Annotated in this window: 22 protein-coding genes and 2 riboswitches; of the genes, 14 read left to right on the plus strand and 8 right to left on the minus strand. The window is 64.4% G+C overall.

Translation table 11 applies throughout. The features are described 5' to 3' along the window. Positions 1–20: 20 nt before the first annotated feature. Genes AC1DVS_RS10505 through AC1DVS_RS10520 form a run of 4 tightly spaced genes read right to left on the minus strand, consistent with a single transcriptional unit; the run spans position 21 to position 3,833 of the window. Complete coding sequence (locus AC1DVS_RS10505) at positions 21–1,820, minus strand: type II and III secretion system protein family protein (RefSeq protein ID WP_478022719.1); 1,800 nt, start codon at positions 1,818–1,820, stop codon at positions 21–23. 1 nt (position 1,821) lies between these two features. Then, complete coding sequence (locus tag AC1DVS_RS10510) at positions 1,822–2,160, minus strand: hypothetical protein (protein WP_478022721.1); 339 nt, start codon at positions 2,158–2,160, stop codon at positions 1,822–1,824. A gap of 1 nt (position 2,161) precedes the next feature. Further along, on the minus strand, positions 2,162–3,205 hold the full coding sequence (cpaB, locus tag AC1DVS_RS10515; RefSeq protein ID WP_478022723.1) for a Flp pilus assembly protein CpaB: 1,044 nt from the start codon (positions 3,203–3,205) through the stop codon (positions 2,162–2,164). A gap of 49 nt (positions 3,206–3,254) precedes the next feature. Beyond that, on the minus strand, positions 3,255–3,833 hold the full coding sequence (locus tag AC1DVS_RS10520; protein WP_478022724.1) for an A24 family peptidase: 579 nt from the start codon (positions 3,831–3,833) through the stop codon (positions 3,255–3,257). 90 nt (positions 3,834–3,923) lie between these two features. Here AC1DVS_RS10520 and AC1DVS_RS10525 point away from each other — a divergent pair, with 90 nt between their 5' ends. The 3 genes from AC1DVS_RS10525 (at position 3,924) to AC1DVS_RS10535 (ending at position 6,209) form a co-directional block, all read left to right on the plus strand. Next, positions 3,924–4,868: an alpha/beta fold hydrolase gene (locus AC1DVS_RS10525; RefSeq protein ID WP_478022726.1), complete on the plus strand. Its 945-nt coding sequence runs from the start codon at positions 3,924–3,926 to the stop codon at positions 4,866–4,868. A 70-nt stretch (positions 4,869–4,938) separates the two neighbouring features. Continuing rightward, on the plus strand, positions 4,939–5,994 hold the full coding sequence (locus AC1DVS_RS10530) for an NAD(P)/FAD-dependent oxidoreductase (protein WP_478023027.1): 1,056 nt from the start codon (positions 4,939–4,941) through the stop codon (positions 5,992–5,994). A 47-nt stretch (positions 5,995–6,041) separates the two neighbouring features. Continuing rightward, positions 6,042–6,209, plus strand: coding sequence for a YegP family protein (locus tag AC1DVS_RS10535; RefSeq protein WP_478022728.1), 168 nt, complete (start codon positions 6,042–6,044; stop codon positions 6,207–6,209). A gap of 495 nt (positions 6,210–6,704) precedes the next feature. Here AC1DVS_RS10535 and rnhA read toward each other — a convergent pair whose 3' ends face one another. From rnhA to ispH, 3 genes are read right to left on the minus strand one after another with little or no spacing between them, the layout of a single operon-like run. Then, complete coding sequence (gene rnhA, locus AC1DVS_RS10540; RefSeq protein WP_478022730.1) at positions 6,705–7,169, minus strand: ribonuclease HI; 465 nt, start codon at positions 7,167–7,169, stop codon at positions 6,705–6,707. Then, positions 7,166–8,122: a homoserine kinase gene (thrB, locus tag AC1DVS_RS10545; protein WP_478022732.1), complete on the minus strand. Its 957-nt coding sequence runs from the start codon at positions 8,120–8,122 to the stop codon at positions 7,166–7,168. The genes rnhA and thrB overlap by 4 nt, the downstream gene beginning before the upstream one ends. A gap of 5 nt (positions 8,123–8,127) precedes the next feature. After that, the gene (ispH, locus tag AC1DVS_RS10550; protein WP_478022733.1) at positions 8,128–9,084 is read right to left on the minus strand and encodes a 4-hydroxy-3-methylbut-2-enyl diphosphate reductase; all 957 of its coding nucleotides are present in this window, start codon (positions 9,082–9,084) and stop codon (positions 8,128–8,130) included. A gap of 154 nt (positions 9,085–9,238) precedes the next feature. Here ispH and AC1DVS_RS10555 point away from each other — a divergent pair, with 154 nt between their 5' ends. The 8 genes from AC1DVS_RS10555 (at position 9,239) to AC1DVS_RS10590 (ending at position 16,379) form a co-directional block, all read left to right on the plus strand. Then, the gene (locus AC1DVS_RS10555; RefSeq protein ID WP_478022735.1) at positions 9,239–9,847 is read left to right on the plus strand and encodes a hypothetical protein; all 609 of its coding nucleotides are present in this window, start codon (positions 9,239–9,241) and stop codon (positions 9,845–9,847) included. Between the two features lie 114 nt (positions 9,848–9,961). After that, positions 9,962–10,055, plus strand: a riboswitch (glycine riboswitch). After that, positions 10,056–10,181: riboswitch (glycine riboswitch) on the plus strand. Between the two features lie 57 nt (positions 10,182–10,238). After that, positions 10,239–11,375 carry a glycine cleavage system aminomethyltransferase GcvT gene (gene gcvT / locus AC1DVS_RS10560; protein WP_478022737.1) on the plus strand — a complete coding sequence of 379 codons (1,137 nt, stop codon included), beginning with the start codon at positions 10,239–10,241 and terminating at the stop codon, positions 11,373–11,375. A 1-nt stretch (position 11,376) separates the two neighbouring features. Then, a complete protein-coding gene (gene gcvH, locus AC1DVS_RS10565; RefSeq protein ID WP_478022738.1) occupies positions 11,377–11,748 on the plus strand; it encodes a glycine cleavage system protein GcvH in 372 nt (123 codons plus the stop codon). Continuing rightward, complete coding sequence (locus tag AC1DVS_RS10570; protein WP_478022740.1) at positions 11,745–12,224, plus strand: hypothetical protein; 480 nt, start codon at positions 11,745–11,747, stop codon at positions 12,222–12,224. The genes gcvH and AC1DVS_RS10570 overlap by 4 nt, the downstream gene beginning before the upstream one ends. A gap of 10 nt (positions 12,225–12,234) precedes the next feature. Further along, positions 12,235–13,593 (plus strand): aminomethyl-transferring glycine dehydrogenase subunit GcvPA, encoded by a 1,359-nt coding sequence (gene gcvPA, locus AC1DVS_RS10575; protein ID WP_478022742.1) that lies wholly within the window; start codon positions 12,235–12,237, stop codon positions 13,591–13,593. After that, positions 13,590–15,179, plus strand: coding sequence for an aminomethyl-transferring glycine dehydrogenase subunit GcvPB (gene gcvPB, locus AC1DVS_RS10580; protein WP_478022744.1), 1,590 nt, complete (start codon positions 13,590–13,592; stop codon positions 15,177–15,179). The genes gcvPA and gcvPB overlap by 4 nt, the downstream gene beginning before the upstream one ends. A 58-nt stretch (positions 15,180–15,237) precedes the next feature. Then, positions 15,238–15,753 (plus strand): CcdC protein domain-containing protein, encoded by a 516-nt coding sequence (locus AC1DVS_RS10585; protein WP_478022746.1) that lies wholly within the window; start codon positions 15,238–15,240, stop codon positions 15,751–15,753. Further along, positions 15,753–16,379 (plus strand): DUF938 domain-containing protein, encoded by a 627-nt coding sequence (locus tag AC1DVS_RS10590; RefSeq protein ID WP_478022748.1) that lies wholly within the window; start codon positions 15,753–15,755, stop codon positions 16,377–16,379. The genes AC1DVS_RS10585 and AC1DVS_RS10590 overlap by 1 nt, the downstream gene beginning before the upstream one ends. Positions 16,380–16,381: 2 nt before the next feature. On the opposite strand, the gene AC1DVS_RS10595 is transcribed toward AC1DVS_RS10590, so the two are convergent. After that, positions 16,382–17,284 carry a DMT family transporter gene (locus tag AC1DVS_RS10595; RefSeq protein WP_478022750.1) on the minus strand — a complete coding sequence of 301 codons (903 nt, stop codon included), beginning with the start codon at positions 17,282–17,284 and terminating at the stop codon, positions 16,382–16,384. Positions 17,285–17,953: 669 nt separating this feature from the next. Here AC1DVS_RS10595 and AC1DVS_RS10600 point away from each other — a divergent pair. The 3 genes from AC1DVS_RS10600 to AC1DVS_RS10610 all read left to right on the plus strand — a co-directional run bounded on the left by AC1DVS_RS10600 (position 17,954) and on the right by AC1DVS_RS10610 (position 21,467). Continuing rightward, positions 17,954–18,937: an MBL fold metallo-hydrolase gene (locus AC1DVS_RS10600; protein ID WP_478022752.1), complete on the plus strand. Its 984-nt coding sequence runs from the start codon at positions 17,954–17,956 to the stop codon at positions 18,935–18,937. A gap of 130 nt (positions 18,938–19,067) precedes the next feature. Next, positions 19,068–19,985 carry a LysR family transcriptional regulator gene (locus AC1DVS_RS10605; protein ID WP_478022754.1) on the plus strand — a complete coding sequence of 306 codons (918 nt, stop codon included), beginning with the start codon at positions 19,068–19,070 and terminating at the stop codon, positions 19,983–19,985. A gap of 120 nt (positions 19,986–20,105) precedes the next feature. Then, entirely contained in the window at positions 20,106–21,467 is a 1,362-nt protein-coding gene (locus tag AC1DVS_RS10610; RefSeq protein ID WP_478022756.1) for a M20/M25/M40 family metallo-hydrolase, read from the plus strand.

The raw sequence follows: 21,467 nt of genomic DNA on the forward strand, positions 1-21,467 counted from the left end.
TTGTCCCTCGACAGCGGCGGTCAATTGGAACTGAAGCCGGGCATGGCGACGGCCTTGCCTTTTTTGCTTTTCTGTTCGGGCGGCGGTGCTTTCTGGTCCGATACTTCGCGGCGAACGGGCGCCTGGTCCGGAACCGGAGCCGGGAGCATCGGAGTCGTGGCGCCGAGTGCGGGGCCGGTCGCCCCGGAGATCGGTGCAGCGTCCCCGAATGCCGGCCCGGCATTGACGGGTGGCGCCATGGTCGGCTTGGGGCGATCGCCGCCGGTCGTGCCGCCGCCAAGCTTGCCCAGCAGGATCCGGTCGATGTCGGTCGGTGCCTTGTAGCCGTCGGTCGGCAGAACGATGTCGTTCGCGTTGACCGGCTTCACCAGATACGGCGTGATGACGATGACCAGCTCGGTCTCATGGCGCTGGAACTCGTTCGAGCGGAACAGCGCGCCGAGCACCGGCACATCGCCCAGGCCAGGAGCCTTGTCGATCGAGTTCAGATGGTCGTTTTGCAGCAGGCCGCCAATCATGAAGCTCTGGCCCGAGCCGAGTTCGACGGTCGTCTCGGCCCGGCGCGTCGTCAGCGCCGGAATGGTCGTGCCGTTGATCGTCACCGCGCCCGCCGAAGAGAGCTGCGAGACCTCGGGCCGCACGCGGAGCGAGATGCGGCCATCGGCCAGGACGGTCGGCGTATAGGCAAGGCTGACGCCATATTGCTTGTACTCGACCGAAACCGCGCCGAGGCCCTGGCTGATCGGGATCGGGATTTCACCGCCGGCGAGGAAGGTGCCCGTCTCGCCCGACAAAGCCGTCAGGTTCGGGCTGGCCAGGGTGGTGACCTGACCGTTGGTTTCGCCGATATCGATGGCGCTCAGCAGATCGAGCCCCAGGAAATGCCCGGCAAGGCCAAGAGTCGTGAACTGCGATCCCTTGGTGAAGGTGCTGGCGGTGCCGGTACCCGGATAGACGAAGTTGCCGGTCCTCGGATCATAGGGCAGGCTGATCGTGCCGGCCGGAAATCCGAACTTGGACGATGCGTCGAGCACCGGGAGCCCCGAGGTACTGACCGACGCGATCGATCCAGGGACGCGGCTGCCCGTCGATACGCCGAAATTGAAGCCGCCGGTCTGGTCGCGCGTCAGCAGATTGTTACCGACGGTCTTCATGAAGCTGCGGCTGACCTCGGCGAACTTGACTTGCAAATTCACCTGGAGCGGGGTCGCCGTCTTGAGGCGATTGAAGACCACGATCTTCAGCATCGCGGCCGGGTCGCTGACGTTGACGCCAGGATTGAGCAGCGCGGTTGCGATCCTCATCGCCTGAGCGCTCTCATCGGGCGTCGCGACCGTGCCGGTCAGTACCGCGATCTGACCGGTGGTGACGACCTTGACGTCGTTGTCCGGCATCGCGAGCTTCATCATGCGATCGATCGAGGTCAGGTTCTGGCTGACCCGGATATTGGCCGCATAGATGACCGCGCCGCTTTTGCTCGTCGCGAATAGCGTTGCTTCGCCGAAATCCTTGCCGAACAGGTGGATCTGACGCCTGCTGCTGACATAGACGTCAGCCGCCGCCGGATTGGATGTCCACACATCAGCCACATCGGCAGGCAGCGTGATCAGCTCACCCTGGCCGACGGAGAGCAGCACTTCGCGGGTCGGCCGCTGGGTGCCGGGTGGAAGCGAGCCGACCCGGGCCATAACGCGGGTTCCGACGCGATTGGCGACGTGGCGCGATTTGGATGGGGCGGCGCTTGCCGCCATCGGGGTTGCGACCAGAGCCGTAGCCACTGTCGCTGCAACCGAGCGGTGCAGGAAAGTCCTGATACGCATCTTAATTCTTCCCTCCGACGGTAACAACATTGGTCACCTTCTTCCCGATCGGAACCTCGATCATCTCACTCCCCCGGGCGACGCGAACGATGGGACGTGTGTCCACCGTTGCACCTGGGTAGCCCTTGGATTCGCCTGTGGCTTCGCGTTGGGCGCCGCCGGCGAGCCAGAGATCACGAGCCGGCCCCTGGGTGTCGGTCGGGGCCTTGATGCGGGTCCCGACGCGCCTGGCGGCGTGGCGTGATTTGGATGGTGCGGCGCTTGCCGTCATTGGGGCGGCGACCAGAGCCGTGGCCACTGTTGCCGCGCCCGCGCGGTGCAAGAAGGTCCTGGCGAGCATCTTACTTCTTCCCCTCGAGGCCAACGCCATCGGGCGCCTTCAGCCCGATCGGAACCTCGGTCATCGCATTTCCGCGAGCGACGCGGACGATGGGGCGTTTGTCGGTCGTTGAACCTGGGTAGCCACCAGATCCGCCCTGGGCATAGGCGCCCATCGTCGTGTTTACCGGCTTGCTGGGTACAGTGCTGCGCTGGAACTTCGAGACGTCAGCGCCAGTCGCGACGGTTGAGCCGCCGGTGGTCGGCTGATTGGCGACCTTGAGCATCATCGCCTTCTCGGCCTTGGGATCATTGCCCTCGGGCACCTTGACAGCGCCACTGGCGATAGCCTGCTCGAGCTCGCTGTTATTGTCGGCGATCGAGCGGAGCGAGAGCGAGATGGACCCGAGGGTCTGTGCAACAGCAATCTGCTCGGCGATCTTTGGCGTTGCTTCCAGCGTGACGTTCGAGAAGGTCCGCACGACAGTCTTGCCGTCTTCGCCAGTCGTATTGTCGGTGCGCTGGTCAGTCGCAAGCACGCGCAGATTGCGCAGGATCGTCTCGGCGACCTTGAGCGGGGGCCCGTCGCCGCCGCCCGGCACTGACTGGGTCAGCACCAGATCGATCCGATCGCCCGGGAAGACGAAGCCGGCGACGCCGGTCTGCGCTGACACGGGCACCGTCACGGCGCGCATGCCCGGGCCGAGCGCTGCCGCGAGGAAGCCACGGTCGCCCGGCTTCACCAGCGCGCCCTGCGTGACCGGCTGGCCAGCGGTGATCGCGTTGCGAACCACGGTACCCTGAAGCGTCTTCAGGTCAGTGGTGGTCTTGATGTAATAGGCGTTGTCGACCAGTTCCTTGGGCCAGGGCTGAAACTTCAGCGCCGTGGCGTCGAGGATGGTGCCGACCGGCAGGGCGCGCGTGGCGACAAGCACCTCGGGCCCATCGATGGGAGCCGCGGCCGCCTGCGGCGCGGATCCGCCGACAATCAAGCTGCGAGCCATGAAGGCAGTGATCGCCGCAACGATCAATGCGCCCACTAGAAGAATGATCTTGCGACTATCCATGACGTTTCAGGCCTTTCGGGCGCGGTACAATTGAACCCGCGTTAAGCATTCACAGGAAGTGGTTAAGAAACGGTTCAGGTAACGAAATTAAGGCTGCGATTGCGATCGCCACGCCGTACGGAATTTCGATTCCCTTGGTCAGCGGAGCGTGGCTGTTCCCGGCCTCCCGGGCCTGGCGCAGCACGAGCGCGTGCAGGGCCCGCCGCTGTTTGACCTCCCGGTGCATGGTGGAGAAGCGGTAGGCGAGATTGATGCCGATCAGTACGACCGACGTGCGGAGAGCGGCCCTCCGCCGCACAATGCGCTCGATGGCAATCAGCACGGTGAGCGCGCCGCCGAGCAGCGACATCATGATCAGCATCCAGAGAAGACCCTGGAGCGGGAACCAGAGAGCGAGCGCCCCGATCATCTTGACGTCGCCGCCGCCCATCCAGCCGACATAGTATGGAATCAGGAAAAGGACGAACACGCCGGCTGCTATGGCGAGATGAATTCCCAGATCGGGCCAGACGAGAAACCCGTTCCACCACCACCACAGAGGGGCGAGCAGGGCGATCGTTGCGTTCTTCCAGTTCGCGATCTCGCGAGTGCGCGCATCCTCGATTCCCGCGGAGACGAGAAGCAGCACCAAAGCGCCAAGCATCAAAGCATTGAGAGTAGCCCCACCCATCAGCAATTTCCCTAGACGGAATGGCTTTCTAAAAAGTAACCAGAGTAAATGGTCTCCCCTCAACTGTATCGCCGCGCGATTCCGGCAAGTGCCCGTATCTCGCATTGGACCGCGCCCGATGGTTGGTCGCTGCGGCGTTTCGACTGGCCGGCGGAAGGTCAGTCTCGCGGCAGCATCCTGTTCCAGGGAGGGCGCGGAGACATTTTCGAGAAGTATCTGGAGGCGCTCGCACACTGGCACGGCCAGGGCTGGTCGATCACTGCGTTCGACTGGCGCGGGCAGGGCGGATCGGGGCGGCTCTCGCCCGATCCCCATGTCGGCCATGTCGACAATTTCGATATCTTCATCAGCGATTTCGAGGCGTTCTGGGCGGCTTGGGCGGCGGAGGCGACGGGGCCCCGCGTCGTGATGGGGCATTCGATGGGCGGCCATCTGGTCCTGCGCGCGCTGACTGAAGGCGTCGCGAAGCCTGACGCCGCGGTTCTGATCGCGCCGATGCTCGGCCTCCACAGCCCGCTTGGCGCGCGTTGGGGTGAACGGCTCGCCAATGTACTGGGTGGGGTCGGCAATTCCGCGCGGCCGGCATGGAAGACCAATGAGCGGCCGGCGACGACCACCACGCGCCAGGCGCTGCTGACCCATGACCTCACCCGTTATGAGGACGAGATCTACTGGCAGTCGGCCAAGCCCGAACTCCTGCTGGGTCCGCCGAGCTGGAACTGGCTGATGCAGGCATTCCAGTCGACGCGTCGCCTGCGCGATGATCCGCGGCTCCGGACGATGAGCGTGCCCGTCCTGATGGTCATCGCCGAGTCCGACAAGCTGGTGAACCCCCGGGCCGCATCGCAGGTAGCGGCGAAACTGCCCGACGTTCGTGTGGTTCGTTTCGGCTCCGAATCGGCCCACGAAGTGCTTCGCGAGGCTGACGCAGTGCGGAACCGTGCGATCGGCGAGATCGATATCTTCCTCGCCTCGCGTGCCCAACCAAAATGAGGGCAGCCGCAACAAGGGCTGCGAGGGCTCGCTCTTGAAACGCCATGACGTCGCGATTGTCGGTGCGGGGATGGCGGGAGCGAGCCTTGCCGCAGCTATGGCGCCGCACGCGTCCGTGCTTCTGATCGAGGCCGAAGATGCGCCGGGCTATCACGCAACCGGACGCTCGGCCGCGTTCTGGTCCGAAACCTATGGCGGGCCGGGTGTCCAGCCGCTGACCACCGCATCGGGTCCCTCGCTCCATGCCGGCGGCTTCCTCGATCCGCTTGGCTCGCTCCATATCGGCCGCGCGAGCGATGCGGCGGCAATCGATGCCTTTCTTGCAGAATTTGATGGCACCGGGATCGCGCTCGATCCCGTCGATCCCGCCACGCTGGTGCCGGGTCTGCGCGACGGCTGGACCCTCGGGGTCATGGAGGCGAGCAGCACTTATATCGATGTCGCCGCGCTCCACGCCCATTATCTGGCGCAGGCACGAAGGTCCGGGGCTGACCTGATCGTCAATGCTCCGTTGCACGCCGCGAATCGTGCGCCTGGTGGCTGGCATCTCGAGACTGGTGCCGGTACGTTCAGCGCGTCGATCCTCGTCAACGCCGCCGGCGCCTGGGCCGATGCGATCGCCCTGAAGGCAGGCGTCGCCCCCATCGGTATCCAGCCTTATCGGCGCACCATGGTCCAGCTCCGGACCGATCCGGCAGCGGCGGCGACCCTGCCGCATGTCTCCGACATCGCCGGCACCTTCTATTTCAAGCCCGAGGCGGGCGGGCGGCTGTGGTTGAGCCCGCATGACGAGACGCCGGTCGATCCCTATGATGCGCAGCCCGAGGAGCTCGATGTCGCAATCGCGGTGGATCGATTCGAGCAGGTCGTCGATTGGCGGGTTGCTGCGGTGGAGCGGCGCTGGGCCGGCCTGAGGAGCTTCGCGCCTGATCGGCTACCCGTTTATGGCTTCGATCCCACCGCCCAGGGTTTTTTCTGGTGCGCGGGCCAGGGGGGCTTCGGCATCCAGACGGCACCGGCCGGAGCCGCGCTCGCCGCGGCGCTTTTGCTCGGCCGCTCGCCCGAGCCGATCGCGGCCACGATTGATCCCACACCCTATGCGCCCGGCCGTTTTCGGATGGCGTGACGCTTCCGGAACGACTATTCCGGATGCGCAACTTTGGGAGAGTTATCATGGCGCATAAATTCGTGATCGAGCAGAACAAGGCCGGCGAATATGTCGCCAAGTTCAAATACAACAGCGAGATCATCTTCTGGACCGAGGGCTATTCGAGCAAAGCCGGCGCGCAGAACGCGATCGATTCAGTCAAGAAGAACGGCCCGGACGCACCGACCGAGTGAGGCTGTAGTAGCGAACCGGAAGGTCGCTCTGCAGTTCCTTCTCCCTCTCCCAGCGGGAGAGGGAAGGGGCCCATCGCGTAGCGATGGGAAGGGTGAGGGTGATCAGCAAGAGCCATCGCGCGCTCAACCTCACCCCGCGCTGCTACGCAGCTTACCCTTCTCCTGAAAGGAGAGGGGAAGAAGGTGATCGCGAAGGCGCGATTCAACCGCATCGCGGGATGGCTTACAGGGTGCCTAGGGGACGCTCAGAAGCCCGGCCCGCTCCTTCTCATCGTTGGTTTGTTAATGATCGCTTGCGGCGCGGCTGCGCGCGCAAATTCCCTGTTATTTCCCTGTTATTTCCCTGTTATTTCCCTGTTATTTCCCTGTTCCGGAGCGCCCGAATGAGGAGTATTTTACTCAGGTCACTGAAAAGTCAGTAAAACATTTAGAGCGCTCTATAAGAAAAAAAGAAAATTCCCTGTTATCGGAGCCGGAACAGGGAAATCTCCGCCGCTAGCGCGCGCGGCTCGCCGCAACCGCAGCATCGCTGGCGAGCTTGTCAGCGCGCTCATTGTCGGGATGGCCGGCATGGCCCTTCACCCAGAGCCACTCGATCCGATGCGGCTTGGCGGCGGCGAGCAGTGCCTGCCACAGATCGGCGTTCTTGACCGGCTGTTTCGCAGCGGTTTTCCAGCCATTCTTCTGCCAGCCTTTGATCCATTTGGTCAGGCCGTCCATGACATAGCGGCTGTCGGTGGACAGTGTCACACGGCAGGGGCGCTTGAGTGCGTTCAGCCCCTCGATCGCCGCCATCAGCTCCATCCGGTTGTTGGTGGTGAGCGGTTCGCCACCCGAAAGCTCGCGTTCGCGCGTGCCGGATCTGATGATTACGCCCCAGCCGCCGGGTCCTGGATTACCCTTGCAGGCGCCGTCGGTCGCGATCTCGACTTTCGAAAGTTCCGCCGTCACGTCGCTCATCCGAACAATGCCGCCCCTTGAGTCTCATAGATTTTCAGACGGCGCAGATAGGCGAGCGGGTCCTTGCGGGTCACCATCGCGTMGGCGGGCGTGTTGAGCCAGTCCCATGCGCGCGAGAGCAGGAAGCGGACACAGGCGCCTTGTGCGAGATGATTGAGCTCGGCCCGTTCCAAACCGCCAAGGCCGAATGCCGCGTCATAGCCCCCGATCAGCGCTCGCCCCAGCTCGGGATAAACCTCGGAACCGGTCGCATCGAATGACCATGCGCCGTGCATGATCGCGAGATCATAGGCCCGGATGTCGGTACAGGCGAAGTAGAAGTCGATCAGGCCTGACACTGTGTCGCCCAGCATCAGCACATTGTCGGGGAACAGGTCGGCATGGATGGTGCCGGTCGGCAGATGAGCTGGCCACGCCGCCAGCACCCGATCGAGCGCGAAGCCGACCTCGTCGTACAAGCCCGGAGCTATGCCATCGAGCTCGCGACCGCAGCGCTCGAACAGCGGCCGCCAGGTGTCAGCGCCCATCGAGTTTTCGCGGACAGGCGTGAAGTCGGCGAGTGCGTCGTGCATGCGACCCATTGCCGCGCCCGCTGCGTGCGCCTGGGCTGTGGTCGGGTGCGACACCGATACCCCGGCGAGGAACTCGATCAGGCAGGCGGGCCGGCCTTCGAGCTGGTGGATTGCAACGCCCTTGCGATCCGGCAGCGCGCGCGGGACGAGGTTGCCACGTTCCGCGAGGTGATCGAGCATCGCGAGGAAAAAGGGCAGGTCGCCGGCGTCCACCCGCTTCTCGTAGAGCGTCAGGATGAAGCGGCCGCTGGTCGTATCGACCAGGTAGTTGCTGTTCTCGACGCCCTCGGCGATGCCTTTGGCGGACAGCAGTTCGCCATGATCGAAGCCCGCCAGGAAGCGGGTCAGCGCTTCCGCCGATACCTGGGTATAGACTGCCATGGAGGTTAAGCTGCGACTTCGAGGTCGCGCGGCAGCTTGAACGTGATCGTCTCACGCGTCGTCTCGACTTCAGTCTCGCTGACTTCGAATCGCGCGGCGAGCCTGTCGACGAGCTCGCGCACCAGGATCTCCGGAGCGGAGGCGCCGGCGGTGATGCCAAGCGTGCGGACGCCTTCGAGGAAAGCGAAATCAAGGTCGTCGGCGCGCTGGATCAGCCGGGCGGGTGTGCCTTCGCGCTGCGCGACTTCGACGAGGCGGAGCGAATTCGAGGAATTGGTCGCGCCGATCACCAGCATCGCGTCGCATGCCTTGGCGATCGCCTTGACCGCGGCCTGGCGATTCGAGGTCGCGTAGCAGATGTCCTCGCCGCGCGGCGCCTGGATTTCGGGAAAACGCTCTTGCAGCGCTGCGACGATTTCAGCGGTATCATCGACCGAGAGCGTCGTCTGGGTAAGGAACGCCAGATTGTCGCGATCTTCCGGTTCGAACGCCATCGCATCGGCGAGCGTCTCGACCAGCGACATCGATCCTTCGGGTACCTGGCCGAAGGTTCCGATGACCTCGGGATGCCCGGCATGGCCGATAAAGACGATATGCCGCCCCGCCGCGACCAGCCGCTCTGCCTGGCGGTGCACCTTCGAGACGAGCGGGCAGGTCGCATCGAGATAGGCAAGGCCGCGCTCGGCCGCCTTGGCCGGGACTGCCTTGGGCACGCCGTGTGCCGAGAAGACCACCGGCACGCCGTCCGGCACTTCGTCGAGGCTCTCGACGAAGATCGCGCCCTTGGCGCGCAGGGCATCGACGACGAATTTATTGTGGACGATTTCGTGGCGCACATAGACCGGCGCGCCATATTTGCCGATCGCGAGTTCGACGATCTGAATCGCTCGATCGACGCCTGCGCAAAAGCCACGCGGCGCGGCGATCATCAGGGCGAGGGCGGGTTTGGAAAGGTCGGTCATCGGCACGAGCCTCTACGCGATTGCTTGCGCCCGCGAAAGGCGCTTCCTATGGTGGTAAGTGTTCCGGGGCCGGTGCGTGTTGCGCGGCGGCCCCTTCCCTTGTGATAAGGTGCGTGTGCCCGTGACAGCCCGGAAAATTGCCGTTCCCGCGATAATGATGCTGCTGATGGGTGGTTGCGCCAGCACCGGCGAATTCGACGAAACCGGGGGAATCACAGCAATCCGCTCGGCTTGCCCGGCGGTGGGCGTCCCCGCCGCAACGGGCGATATAACCTTGTTCGACCCGCCCGCGAGCCGTGAAGCGGCAGCGATCGACGTGGTCGCCGACATGACCAATGTCCGGGGCAGCTGCAGTGACGCGACCAACGATATCGTCACCACGGTGAACTTCGAGATTCGCGCGCGCCGCACCAACACCGCTGCACCGCGCGATGTCGACTTCCCCTATTTCATCAGCGTCGTGCGCGGCGGCACCGCTGTTGTCGCTAAGAGCGTCGGCCATGTCGTGGTGCATTTCAACGCTGGCCAGGACCGCGCCAGCGCGACCGGCCAGGCAACCAGCACGATTGCGCGCGCCGCCGCGACTCTCTCCCCTGAGGTCCGCAGGAAGTTGACCGAGAAGCGCAGGGCTGGCGGTCAGGACGCAGCGGTCGATCCGCTGACGCGTCCGGATGTTCGCCAGGCAGTGCTCCGCGCGACCTTCGAAGCGCTGGTCGGCTTCCAGCTCACTGACGAACAGCTGAAGTATAACGCGACGCGCTGATCAATAGTCAGTCCGTATGTAACGCATACGACTGCAAAATTTACTATACTCGGAGCGATTGACTCCCATGCTGCGCCGCGTCACACGGGCTGCGTCGATGGGGGGAAACTTCCATGGGCACGCGCGGGAGAGACCCCGGACTTGATCCGGGGCGCCGAAGGAGCAACCGCCCCGGAATCTCTCAGGCACACCGGACCGCGCGGGCCTATCGACACTCTGGAAAGCGGCTTGCACGGCGTTCGTGCGGCCCACCGAAGGGGTAAGCCGGCTCGTTTCGCATCATTGCGGGGGCGAGCGGTGAAAGCTCTCAGGTTCCCGTGACAGAGGGGGCGGCGACAGGCGGCGCTATCGGCGCTGCCGATCGCCGTGACACCTTTGGCGGAGACCGGCATTGAGCGATTTAGACGGCCCCGAAATCGAGATTCAGACCCTGCCGCTCGACGGCTGGCATCGTGCGCGCGGCGGCCGGATGGTCGAGTTCGCCGGCTATCATATGCCCGTCCAGTATGAAGGCATCATGGCCGAGCATCTCTGGGTGCGCGAATCGGCCGGCCTGTTCGACGTCAGCCATATGGGCCAGATCGTCCTCTCCGGCGAAGGGCTGGACGAGGCGCTCGAGGCGCTGCTGCCCGCGGATGTGAAAAGCCTGGCGCTCGGCAAGATGCGCTATTCGCTGCTGCTGGATGAGAATGGCGGCATCCTCGACGATCTGATGCTCAGCCGCTGGCCGGAAAGCATCTACATGGTCGTCAACGGCGCGGTGAAATATGACGACATCGCGCACCTGCGGATGGAGCTGCCTGACGAGATCACCCTCAACCAGCTCGACGAGCGCGTGTTGCTCGCGCTCCAGGGGCCGAAGGCGTTCGAAGTGCTCAAGCGGCACGTCACCGGCAGATACCCGCTCGAGGCGCTGACCTTCATGATGGGCGGCCCGTTCGAGCTGGCGGGCGCCGAATGCTGGATCAGCCGCTCGGGCTATACCGGCGAGGACGGCTTCGAGCTCTCGTTCGATGCGACCGAGGCGGAGCGGATCGCCGATCTGCTGTGCGCCGAGACCGAGGTGAAGCCGATCGGCCTCGGCGCGCGCGACTCGCTGCGCCTCGAGGCAGGGCTGCCGCTCTACGGTCATGACCTGGACACCGAGACGACTCCCGTGATGGCGGATCTCGGTTTCGCGCTGTCGAAGCGGCGCCGCGAGGAGGGAAATTTCCCGGGCGCCGAGCGTATCCTGATGGAGCGCGAGCAGGGCCCGGTGACGAAGCGCGTCGGCCTGATGATCGAAGGCCGCCAGCCGGTCCGCGAGGGGGCCGCGGTGCTGGATGCCGATGGCTCGGAGGTCGGCAAGGTGACCTCCGGCGGCTTCGCCCCGAGCGTCGGCGCACCCATCGCCATGGCCTATGTGCCGCTCGCAATGGCCGCACCCGGCACCGTCATCCAGATCGCGCAGCGCGGCAAGGTCCATCAGGCGACCGTCACCGCGATGCCATTCGTTCCACACCGCTACATACGAGCAGGAGGCAAATAAGATGAGCCGTTACTTCACCGAAGATCATGAATGGGTCGATGTCGATGGCGATATCGGCACCGTCGGCATCAGTGAATATGCACAGAGCCAGCTCGGCGACATCGTGTTCGTCGAGGTGCCCGAAGCGGGCAAGGAAGTCGCCAAGGGCGATGAGGCCGCAGTGGTCGAATCGGTCAAGGCAGCGTCGGACGTCTATTCGCCCGTCTCGGGCACCGTCCTTGAAGGCAATGCCGCGCTCGGTGACAATCCGGGACTGGTGAACGAGGAACCCGAGAGCGATGGCTGGTTCTTCAAACTGACGCTCAGCGATCCGGAAGAGCTCAAGGGTCTGATGGACGAAGCCGCCTACGCAGCGTTCGTCGCGAAGCTTTGAGGCTCGGGCTCGCCCTCAGCGCGATGCTGGCGCTACCTGCGGCTGGATACACTGCCGCCCTGCCGCTGGTGACCGTCGACACGTTGCTGGCCCAATGCGACGCATTCAAAGGGAAGCAGGTGCAGCTGGCTGGCTATCTGGGCGAATGCGCGGGCTATGAGTGCTTCCTGGCTGTCGACGAGGCCCGTTGGGCTGACTTCGTCAGTGCGTTCAACAACGCACGCGGGCACCAAAGCCCTGCGAAACACGCCGAAGCATGGTCTCGCGTGAATGCCCTCTGGCCCGTGGGCGTCGGTTGGGAGGAGGCGTTCGACCGGAAAGCGGGGCCGTTAAGGCACAGTTATGTCGTCATCAGCGGCGCCATCGCAAAGGATAGCTGCGACGGCCGGGGCGGCACCGACCGCTCCTATGGTATCAACCCGACCGACATCCGCGCCTGGAAAAAGTCCGAAGGCGCGCCTGCCAACAGCAAATGAGAAGGCCTTGATGCGCTACCTTCCTCTTACCAATACCGATCGTCAGGCGATGCTCGCCGTCATCGGCGCGGACTCGATCGATGATCTGTTCGTTGATGTGCCCGAAATCGCCCGCCTCGACGGCCCAATCCACGGTCTCCCACTCCACGCCAGCGAGCTGGCGGTCGAGCGCCATATGTCGGCCCTTGCGCGCAAGAACATCGCAGCGGGCGATGGTCCCTTCTTCCTCGGCTGCGGCGCGTACCGGCATCATGTGCCGGCCTCGGTCGATCATCTCATTCAGCGCGGCGAGTTCCTGACCGCCTATACGCCGTACCAGCCCGAGATCGCGCAGGGCACGCTGCAGATGCTGTTCGAGTTCCAGACCCAGGTCGCCCGGCTGCTTGGTACCGATGTCGCCAATGCCTCGATGTATGACGGTTCAACCGCCTGCTGGGAGGCGATCGGCATGGCGCGGCGCGTCACCAAGCGGGGCAAGGCGATCCTCTCCTCCGGCCTGCACCCGCATTATGTGTCGGTCGCGAAGACGATGGCGAAGTTCACCGGCGATCAACTCGAGACCAGCGCGCCGACGCTCTCGGCCGAGACCGATGTGGACGCGCTGATCGCCGCGATCGATACCGACACGTCCTGCGTGGTCGTCCAGTATCCCGACATCCTCGGCCGCATTGCCGATCTCGCGCCATTGGCGGCAGCGTGTCACGCGAAGAAGGCCCTGCTCGTGGCCGTGGTCACCGAGCCGGTCGCGCTGGGCGCGCTGAAGTCGCCGGGCGAGATGGATGCCGATATCGTGGTCGGCGAGGGCCAGTCGATCGGCGTGGGGCTGCAGTTCGGAGGGCCTTATGTCGGGCTGTTCGGCTGCAAGGAGAAATATGTCCGGCAGATGCCCGGCAGGCTTTGCGGCGAGACGCTCGATGCCGATGGCCGGCGCGGTTTCGTGCTGACGCTCTCCACCCGCGAGCAGCATATCCGCCGCGAGAAGGCGACGTCGAACATCTGCACCAACTCCGGCCTCTGCGCCCTGGCCTTCTCGGTCCACATGACGCTGCTCGGTGAGAAGGGCCTCCGCGAGCTGGCGATGGTCAATCATGGTGCCGCGGCCGCCGCCACCGAGCGGCTGGCGATGGTGCCGGGGGTTGAGCTGATCAACACCAGCTTCTTCAACGAGTTCACCTTGCGCCTGTCGCAAGAGGCTCGCCCGATCGTGCGGTCGCTCGCCGACAACGGGATCCTGGCCGGCGTGTCGCTCGGGCGGCTCTATCCGGGCGAGGAGTCGCTCGCCAACGGCCTGGTGGTCGCGGTGACGGAGACGACCACCGCACAGGATGTCGCGGCCTTGGCCGACGCGCTCGAGGAGGCACTGGCATGACGATCAACGCAAGCGGCTGGCGCCCGGAGCGTCCGGAAGCGGGTGCCGCGACCGCGCCGACCTTTACCGGCAACAAGGCCCTGATGCTCGAAGAACCGCTGATCTTCGAGATCGGCGACACCGAGACCACCGGCGTCGACTTCACCGGCACGCCGGTCGAGCACACCACTGAAATGCCCGCGCGATCCTATCTCGGCGGGCTGGACCGCGCCGCGACGATCGGGCTGCCCGGCCTGTCGGAGCCCGAAGCCGTTCGCCACTATACCCGCCTGTCGCGGCAGAATTACGCAATCGACCTTGGGCTGTTCCCACTCGGTTCGTGCACGATGAAGCATAACCCGCGGCTCAACGAGAAGATGGCGCGGCTGCCGGGCTTTGCCGATATCCACCCGCTCGCGCCGGTCGACACGGTCCAAGGTGCGCTCGAAGTGATCCACCAGCTCGCGCACTGGCTCGTCACGTTGACGGGCATGCACTCGGTGGCGATGAGCCCCAAGGCGGGCGCGCATGGCGAGCTGTGCGGCATCCTCGCGATCCGCGCCGCGCTTGAAGCGCGTGGCGAAGGCCATCGCAAGGTGATTCTCGTGCCCGAGAGCGCGCATGGCACCAACCCGGCGACGGCAGCGTTTGCGGGCTATTCAGTCGAGGACATTCCCGCCACCGCCGAAGGTCGGGTCAATCTCACGGCGCTGACCGCCCGACTCGGGCCGGACGTGGCAGGCGTGATGATCACCAACCCCAATACGTGTGGCCTGTTCGAGCGCGACATGAGGGCGATCTCGGACGCGGTCCACGCGGCGGGCGGCCTGGTCTATTGCGACGGCGCCAACTTCAACGCGATCGTCGGCCGGGTGCGGCCGGGCGATCTCGGCATCGATGCGATGCACATCAACCTGCACAAGACCTTCTCCACCCCGCATGGCGGCGGCGGGCCGGGTTCGGGTCCGGTGGTGTTCTCCGAAGCGCTCGCACCCTATGCGCCGCTGCCGTTCGTCGAGAAGACGGCGGATGGCTTCCGTCTCGTCGAGGAAGAAACCGCCGAGGAGCATCACGCGGGCAGCTTCGGCCGCATGGTCGCCTTCCAGGGGCAGATGGGGATGTTCACCCGGGCGCTGACTTATATCCTCAGCCACGGTGCCGACGGCCTGCGTCAGGTCGCCGAGGACGCGGTGCTCAACGCGAACTATATCCTGCGCTCGCTCGACAGCACGCTCGATGCGCCGTTCGGGGCGTCGGGGCCGTGCATGCACGAGGCTTTGTTCTCGGACTCGAACCTCGCCGAGGGCTTCTCGACGATCGATGTCGCCAAGGGGCTGATCGACGAGGGCTATCACCCGATGACGATGTACTTCCCGCTGGTGGTGCACGGCGCAATGCTGGTCGAACCAACCGAGACCGAGAGCAAGGCAGCGCTCGATCAGTTCATCGGCGCGCTGCGGTCGGTGGCGGAGCGGGCCAAGGCGGGCGATGTCGCGCTGAAGTCAGCGCCGCACTTCGCGCCGCGAAGCCGGCTCGACGAGACGCTCGCTGCGCGCAAGCCGGTGCTGGTGTGGAAGGATCCCGAGCTGGCCAAGGCTGCCGAATAGGTCTGGAGCTGGAGTGCGTTAGCCTGCTATAACAGTTCGATCTGATCGGAGGGAACGCATGCAGATTCACACCGGGCAGCCCGATGGCTGGCTTCAATATGCCATCCCGCTGGCGATTGCCGCAGTCGTACTGACACTTCGGGCGCGGCGCATGACCCAGATGCGGCCGCTCAAGATCGAGCGGCTTTGGATCGTCCCGGCCGTGTATCTCGTGATCGTGGCCGCGCTGTTCATGAAGGGGCCGCCGTCACCTGTCGGATGGGCGATCTGCGCCGCGACCCTGCTGATCGGCGCCGCGATCGGATGGCAGCGCGGCAAGACCATGCAGATCCATGTCGACCCCGAGACTCACGCCCTCAACCAGAAAGGATCGATGACCGCGGTGCTGTTCCTGATCGGGCTGTTCGCGGTAAAGTTCGCAGCGCAGGCGGGCGGCACCGCATTCCATTTGCAGCTGGCCGTTCTGACCGACGCCCTGGCGGCGCTGGCGCTCGGCCTGTTCACTATGACGCGCGTGGAAATGTACCTTCGCGCCAAACGGCTGCTCGAAGAAGCACGCGCGGCGCGCGCCTGATGGCTGATCCCACGCCCTGGAACGTCGCTGAGGACCGGGGCGATGTCCGCAAGCATGCGCCAGCGACGCTCCGCAACCGCGAGGCGATCGCCGCGGTGCTGGTCGAGGAACTGACGGTCAAAGGCCTGGTCCTCGAGATTGCGAGCGGCAGCGGCGAGCATGTCGCCCATTTTGCCCGCGAACTGCCGGGCCAGACCTGGCAGCCGAGCGACCCCGATGCGAGTGGCCGGGCGTCAATCGCGGCGTGGTGCGAGGGACTGGCCAATGTTCTGCCGCCGCTCGATCTGGATGCTGCGTCCGCCGACTGGCCGATCGAGCGCGCCGATGCGGTGCTGTGCATCAACATGGTCCATATCAGCCCTTGGGAAGCGACGCTCGGGTTGGTCGCGGGCGCGGCTCGGATATTGCCGCGCGGCGCGCCATTGATCCTCTACGGCCCGTTTCAGCAGACCGATGTGCCGCTGGCGCCGAGCAATGCTGCGTTCGATGAGTCGCTGAGGTCTCGCGATCCGCGCTGGGGGCTGCGCAGTGTCGAGGCGGTCCGCGATGCGGCGCTGGGTTTCGCACTCGACCGGGTGGTGGAGATGCCCGCGAACAACCTCACTCTGGTGTTCCGCCGGGTCTGAGATCAGACGATCGCCTGCTCGGTTTCGATGCGGCGGCGGAGATGCTCGCGCCAGACGATGTAAAGCCCGCTGCCGATGATGACCGGCGCACCGATCCAGGTCGTCACGCCCGGCAGCGCGCCGAACAAGAGCCAACCGTACAGCGTCGCCCATAACAGGCTCGAATAATCCATCGGCACGACCAGAGAGACCGGGCCGAGCTTGAGCGCGCCGGTGAGCGCGAGCTGCCCAGCGCCCCCGACCATGCCGATCGCCACCAGCATCGCCCAGACCAACGGCGGGTGCGGGGCAAGGTGAAAGGCGTAAAGCAGCCCGAGCGGCGGCACCGACAGGATCGAGAACCAGAACACGGTTGTTGCGGCGCCCTCGGTTTTGCCGATCTGGCGGAGGAGGATCGACACGGTCGCAGTCAGCGTTGCCGCGGCCAGGCCGAGCGCCGCGCCGCTCAGCGGGATATGTCCGGTGCCCGGTCGCGCGACGATCACCACGCCGACGAACCCGGCCAGCACCGCGCCCCAGCGATGCCAGCCGGTCGGCTCCTTCAGGAACAGCGCGCCGAGGATGGTTGCGAAGATCGGCACGGTGAACTGGAAGGTCGTGGCTTCGGCGAGCGGCAGGATCATCAGCGCCCCGAACAGGCAGGCCATGCTCGTTAGGCCAACGACCGTCCGCGTGATGTGCGCGCCGATCCGCTTCGTCGCGACCGAGCGCAGCCCCGGCCCGGCCGCGATCCATGCCGTGACCAGCGGCAGGCTGGCGGCCTGACGGAAGAAGATGATCTCCGCGAAATGCGCGCCATGGGTCTCGGCGAGCTTGATGAGCGCGCTCATCGTCGCGAGGAACACAACCGACAACAGGCGGAGCGCGACGGCGGGGAGGATATGATCGGGAGCGTGGACGGTCACGACGCCGCCTATCCTCCGTCCGCCGCGCCCTTTCAAGGGAGGGGCTGGGCCAGAAATCCGAACAATTCTCGCCCGGACGAGCCTCGATTCGGATCCAATGCCACCGCTGTTATCCGCTGTTCTTCGCGAAAATTTTTTCTTCCGCTGTTATGTTGGATTTTTCGCGTGGATTTATGGTTTGGTTTCAGATGCTTGACTGGTATTTTGCTGTTATTGAATAACAGCGGTGAAAGTTGGAAATAACAGCGGTGGAACAGCGGTGTTTGCGGCCGGAACAGCGGTGGGCTGACGTGTCATATTACCAGTCATGTCAAAGAGCGGAGGCGGGGCTCGCGCGAATCCTGCCAGGCGCGGTGTTGCAACGATCCGCGGAGTTTTTGAATCAAGGCTGCTTAATCGACTGCTATGCGCCTAATCTCAGCCGTTCGCCGCAGGATTTCTCGATCCTGAAAGCTGCCATCCGTTCAGGCGAGTTACGCGATATTTGCTCCGGGTGAAGACAGTCAATTTTTGCATTAAATCTGCATTTGGAAGCGGCAGTATCGTTTTCACGGGTTGAAAGCCACATCGAGCCATCCACGACATGAATGGATGGCATCGACAGCCGTGCCCTCCACGCATGGCAGGTAGGTAGCCATAGTGTCGGCATTCCACCGAAAGGACTGTCCGATGAAATACGCCTTTTTAAGCCGCGCGGCAGCCGCCATGCTGGTTGCCACAGCTTCGCTTACGAGCATGCCCTCGCCGGCCCAAATACCTGGCCCGCAGCACGTCGTTTTGCAGCAGCCGGGCGGCTACAGCATTCGTGTGGGTGGTGTTCGAGTTACGTCGCTGACCGACGGCAGCGTTCCACAGAACCTTTACACACTCCTGCGCCATACGACGCGGCAAAACATCGACGAACTGCTCGCGCGCAACTTCCAGGCCAATCCGGTCGAGGCATCGATCAACGCGTTCCTGGTGGAAATGCCGGGGCATCTCATCCTCGTCGACACCGGTTCGGGCGAATTATTCGGCCCCGGCAATGGCGGCAAGCTGATCGACAGCATGGCGGCCATGGGCTTTCGGCCCGAGCAGATAACCGACATCCTCATCACCCACGCCCATTCGGACCACTCGGGCGGGTTGGTGAAGGGCGGACGGCGCGTGTTCGTGAACGCTGCTGTCTACGTCGGCAAGCCTGACGTCGATTTCTTCTTTGACCGCGCGAACCAGGTGCGCACCGGTTATGACAAGAGCTATTTCGATATCGCGCAGAACACGCTGAAACCCTATCTTGATGCGGGCAAGCTCAAGACTTTTTCCGGCACGGAGGAGATTCTGCCGGGCATCAGCGCCACCGTCCATCCGGGGCATACCCCGGGGGCGGCCTTTTACACGCTGACCAGCAAGGGCGAGCACGTCATATTCATCGGCGACACCATCCACGTCGCGGCAGTGCAGTTTCCTGATCCGGATGTGACCATCGTCTATGACCAGGACGAGAAGCGTGCAGCGGACGTGCGCAAGCATGCATTCGCCGGATTTGCCGCGCATGGCGATCTCATCGCTGTCCCACACCTGCCATTTCCCGGCATCGGTCATATCCGGGCTGACGGCAAAGGCGGCTATGATTGGGTGCCGGTGACCTACACCAATCGCGATGGCAACTAGGACTTACCCTTCCAAACTTCGGACAAAATCACCGTCTGGTCGTCGGTGATTTTGTTCATCCATGCTTCGCTCTGCGCCACGCCTGTGTAGTATCTCGTTGATCATCAGCCGGATCACGAACGAGGCGGGCATGAATCCAATAGCGCGGATGGACATCGATCTGCTGGTGGCACTCGACGCATTGCTGCAGGACCGCAACGTCACGCACGCGGCAGTACGGTTGGGGATCAGCCAACCGGCGCTCTCGGCCCGATTGACCCGGCTGCGCGGCTTGCTCGGCGATCGTCTGTTCGTTCCGGCTCCTAATGGACGTGGCGTCGTCCCAACACCCCGGGCAGAAGCGCTGATCCCGATGGTTGCAGAGGTGCTGCGGCAGATCGGTGCGATCATCGAGCCCGCAACCTTCGATCCGACGAGCAGCCGCCGCGTGTTCACGCTGGCGTTGCAGGAAAATCCGGCAATCATGCTGGGTCCTGGTCTCGTGCAGCGCGTGCGCGCTGCCGCGCCCGGTCTGCGGCTGAGATTGGCAGTACCTGACCGCAAGCAGATACCGGCCCTGCTGGAAAGCGGTGAGGTCGACATTTTCGTGGGTGGCGCGACCGAAGCGGACAATGCCTGGATTGGGCGATCGCTGTTCGATGATGCCTTTGCGACCGCTCAGCGCAAGGGTCATCCCCGCGGAACGGCGCCGATGGACCTGGAAGATTTTTGCAGCCACGCGCATCTCCTCGTCTCATCCGCGGGCGATCCGTTCGCCGGCGTCATCGACAGAGCCCTGGACGCGATCGGCCGTACGCGCCTCGTCGCAATGTCGGTTCAGAGCTACGCAGTGGCGCCGACAATTGTCGCCGGCAGCGATCTGCTGTGCACGCTGCCCACACGCATGCTTCGCCGTTTTGACGCATCACTCGATCTCTTCGCGCCGCCGGTTACCCTGAAACCTGTCGCGATCAGCGCCTATTGGCATCCGCGGCACCAGGAGGACGCAGGGCATCGCTGGCTGCGCGAGCAGCTCTTTGCCGCGGCCGGCACGGTCGAGCGGAGCTGAGTTTAGGATCTATCAGCCCCATGCCATCCATTGCACGGATGGCACCGATCAGTGCCGGCCGGCTTCATTGATACCGTTCCCGTGCCCTAATGTGTGGTGAATCCTGGAAGGAGGAATGACATGCACGGGCAATTCTCGCTCCTGCTGGCAATTTCGATGCTGGCATCCGTCCCCACGGTCGCCGTTGGACAGCAAGTCGACACCGCGTCCGCGCCGGCCATTCAGGCAGATAGTTTGGCATATGATTTGGTGCGCGATCTCACCACCAAGTTCGGCCCTCGTCCCGCCGGGTCGGCTGCGGAGGCAGCGGCGGCGAAGTGGGGCAGCGACAAGATGAAGGCGCTCGGTTTCCAGGATGTCGCGATCGAACGCTTTCCCTTGCTGCGCTGGAGCCCGGGTGAGACGCGGATCGAACTACGCGGCAACGTTGTCCAGCGGCTTGTCGCGACCCCTCTGGGCGGATTGGTGGCAGGACCACCCGTCGAGGCCCCGGTGGCGCTGTTCAAGAGCTACGACGCGTTCCTGAAAAGCGATCCGGCGGACGTTCGCGGGCGCATTGTCGCCATTCTCGCACCTGTCCGCCGTGCGATCGACGGCGGTGGTTACATTGCCGCGGCTCCGGCGCGCGCGCGTGGTCCCGGCGAAGCCTTGGCAAGAGGCGCGATTGGCTTCGTCATCCGGTCATTGGGAACCCATCACGATAATGTGGCAAACAGTGGGTCCAGCGCAATTTTGCCGCGCCCATTCCCCGCCTTTGCGCTTTCGCCGGCCGCGGCGGATCAAATTGAGCGCGCAGCCTCGCTGGGTCCGGTTCGCATGCGCTTGGAATCCACGGCGGCGTGGGCCGGCGCTGGCACTTCGCAAAACGTGGTGGGCACGATCCCCGGGAGCGATCCCAATGCTGCGCCCATCATCATTGGTGCCCATATCGATAGCTGGGAACAGGGGACCGGAGCTATCGATGATGGTTTCGGGATTGCTGCCGTCACGGCCGCAGCGACTCGCGTCCTGCAATCAGGCAAGGCCCCGCGGCACACGATCCGGCTTGTTTGGTTCGGTGCCGAAGAGGTGAGCCAACCCGGTGCCATGCGCGACTTTGTCGGTGCCCGCGCTTTTACCGAGCGCCACACAGCCGACGTAAAGCGCGCCTTGGTCGTAGCAGAGAGCGACTGGGGCGGCGGCCGGGTGATGAGAGTTACGTTGCCGCCGACCATCTCGCCTGAAGCCCTCGACAGGGTACGCCAGAACTTGCGGTCGCTCGGCATTCGGGTTGACGCAGGGAATCCAGGCGCGGGTGTCGCCGAGATCGGCGTGCTGGCTGCTGCCGGAGCGCCGCTTCTGAGGCTTCATCAGGACGCGACACAGCTCTTCGACGTGCACCATACACCCAATGATGTGCTTTCACGCGTCGATCCCGCCTCGCTCGAGCAGAATGTGACCGCATGGGAACGGGTGATCTCGGCGATCGCGGACGTCCGCTGA

The sequence above is a fragment of the Sphingomonas sp. P3_C5 genome (assembly GCF_056402635.1).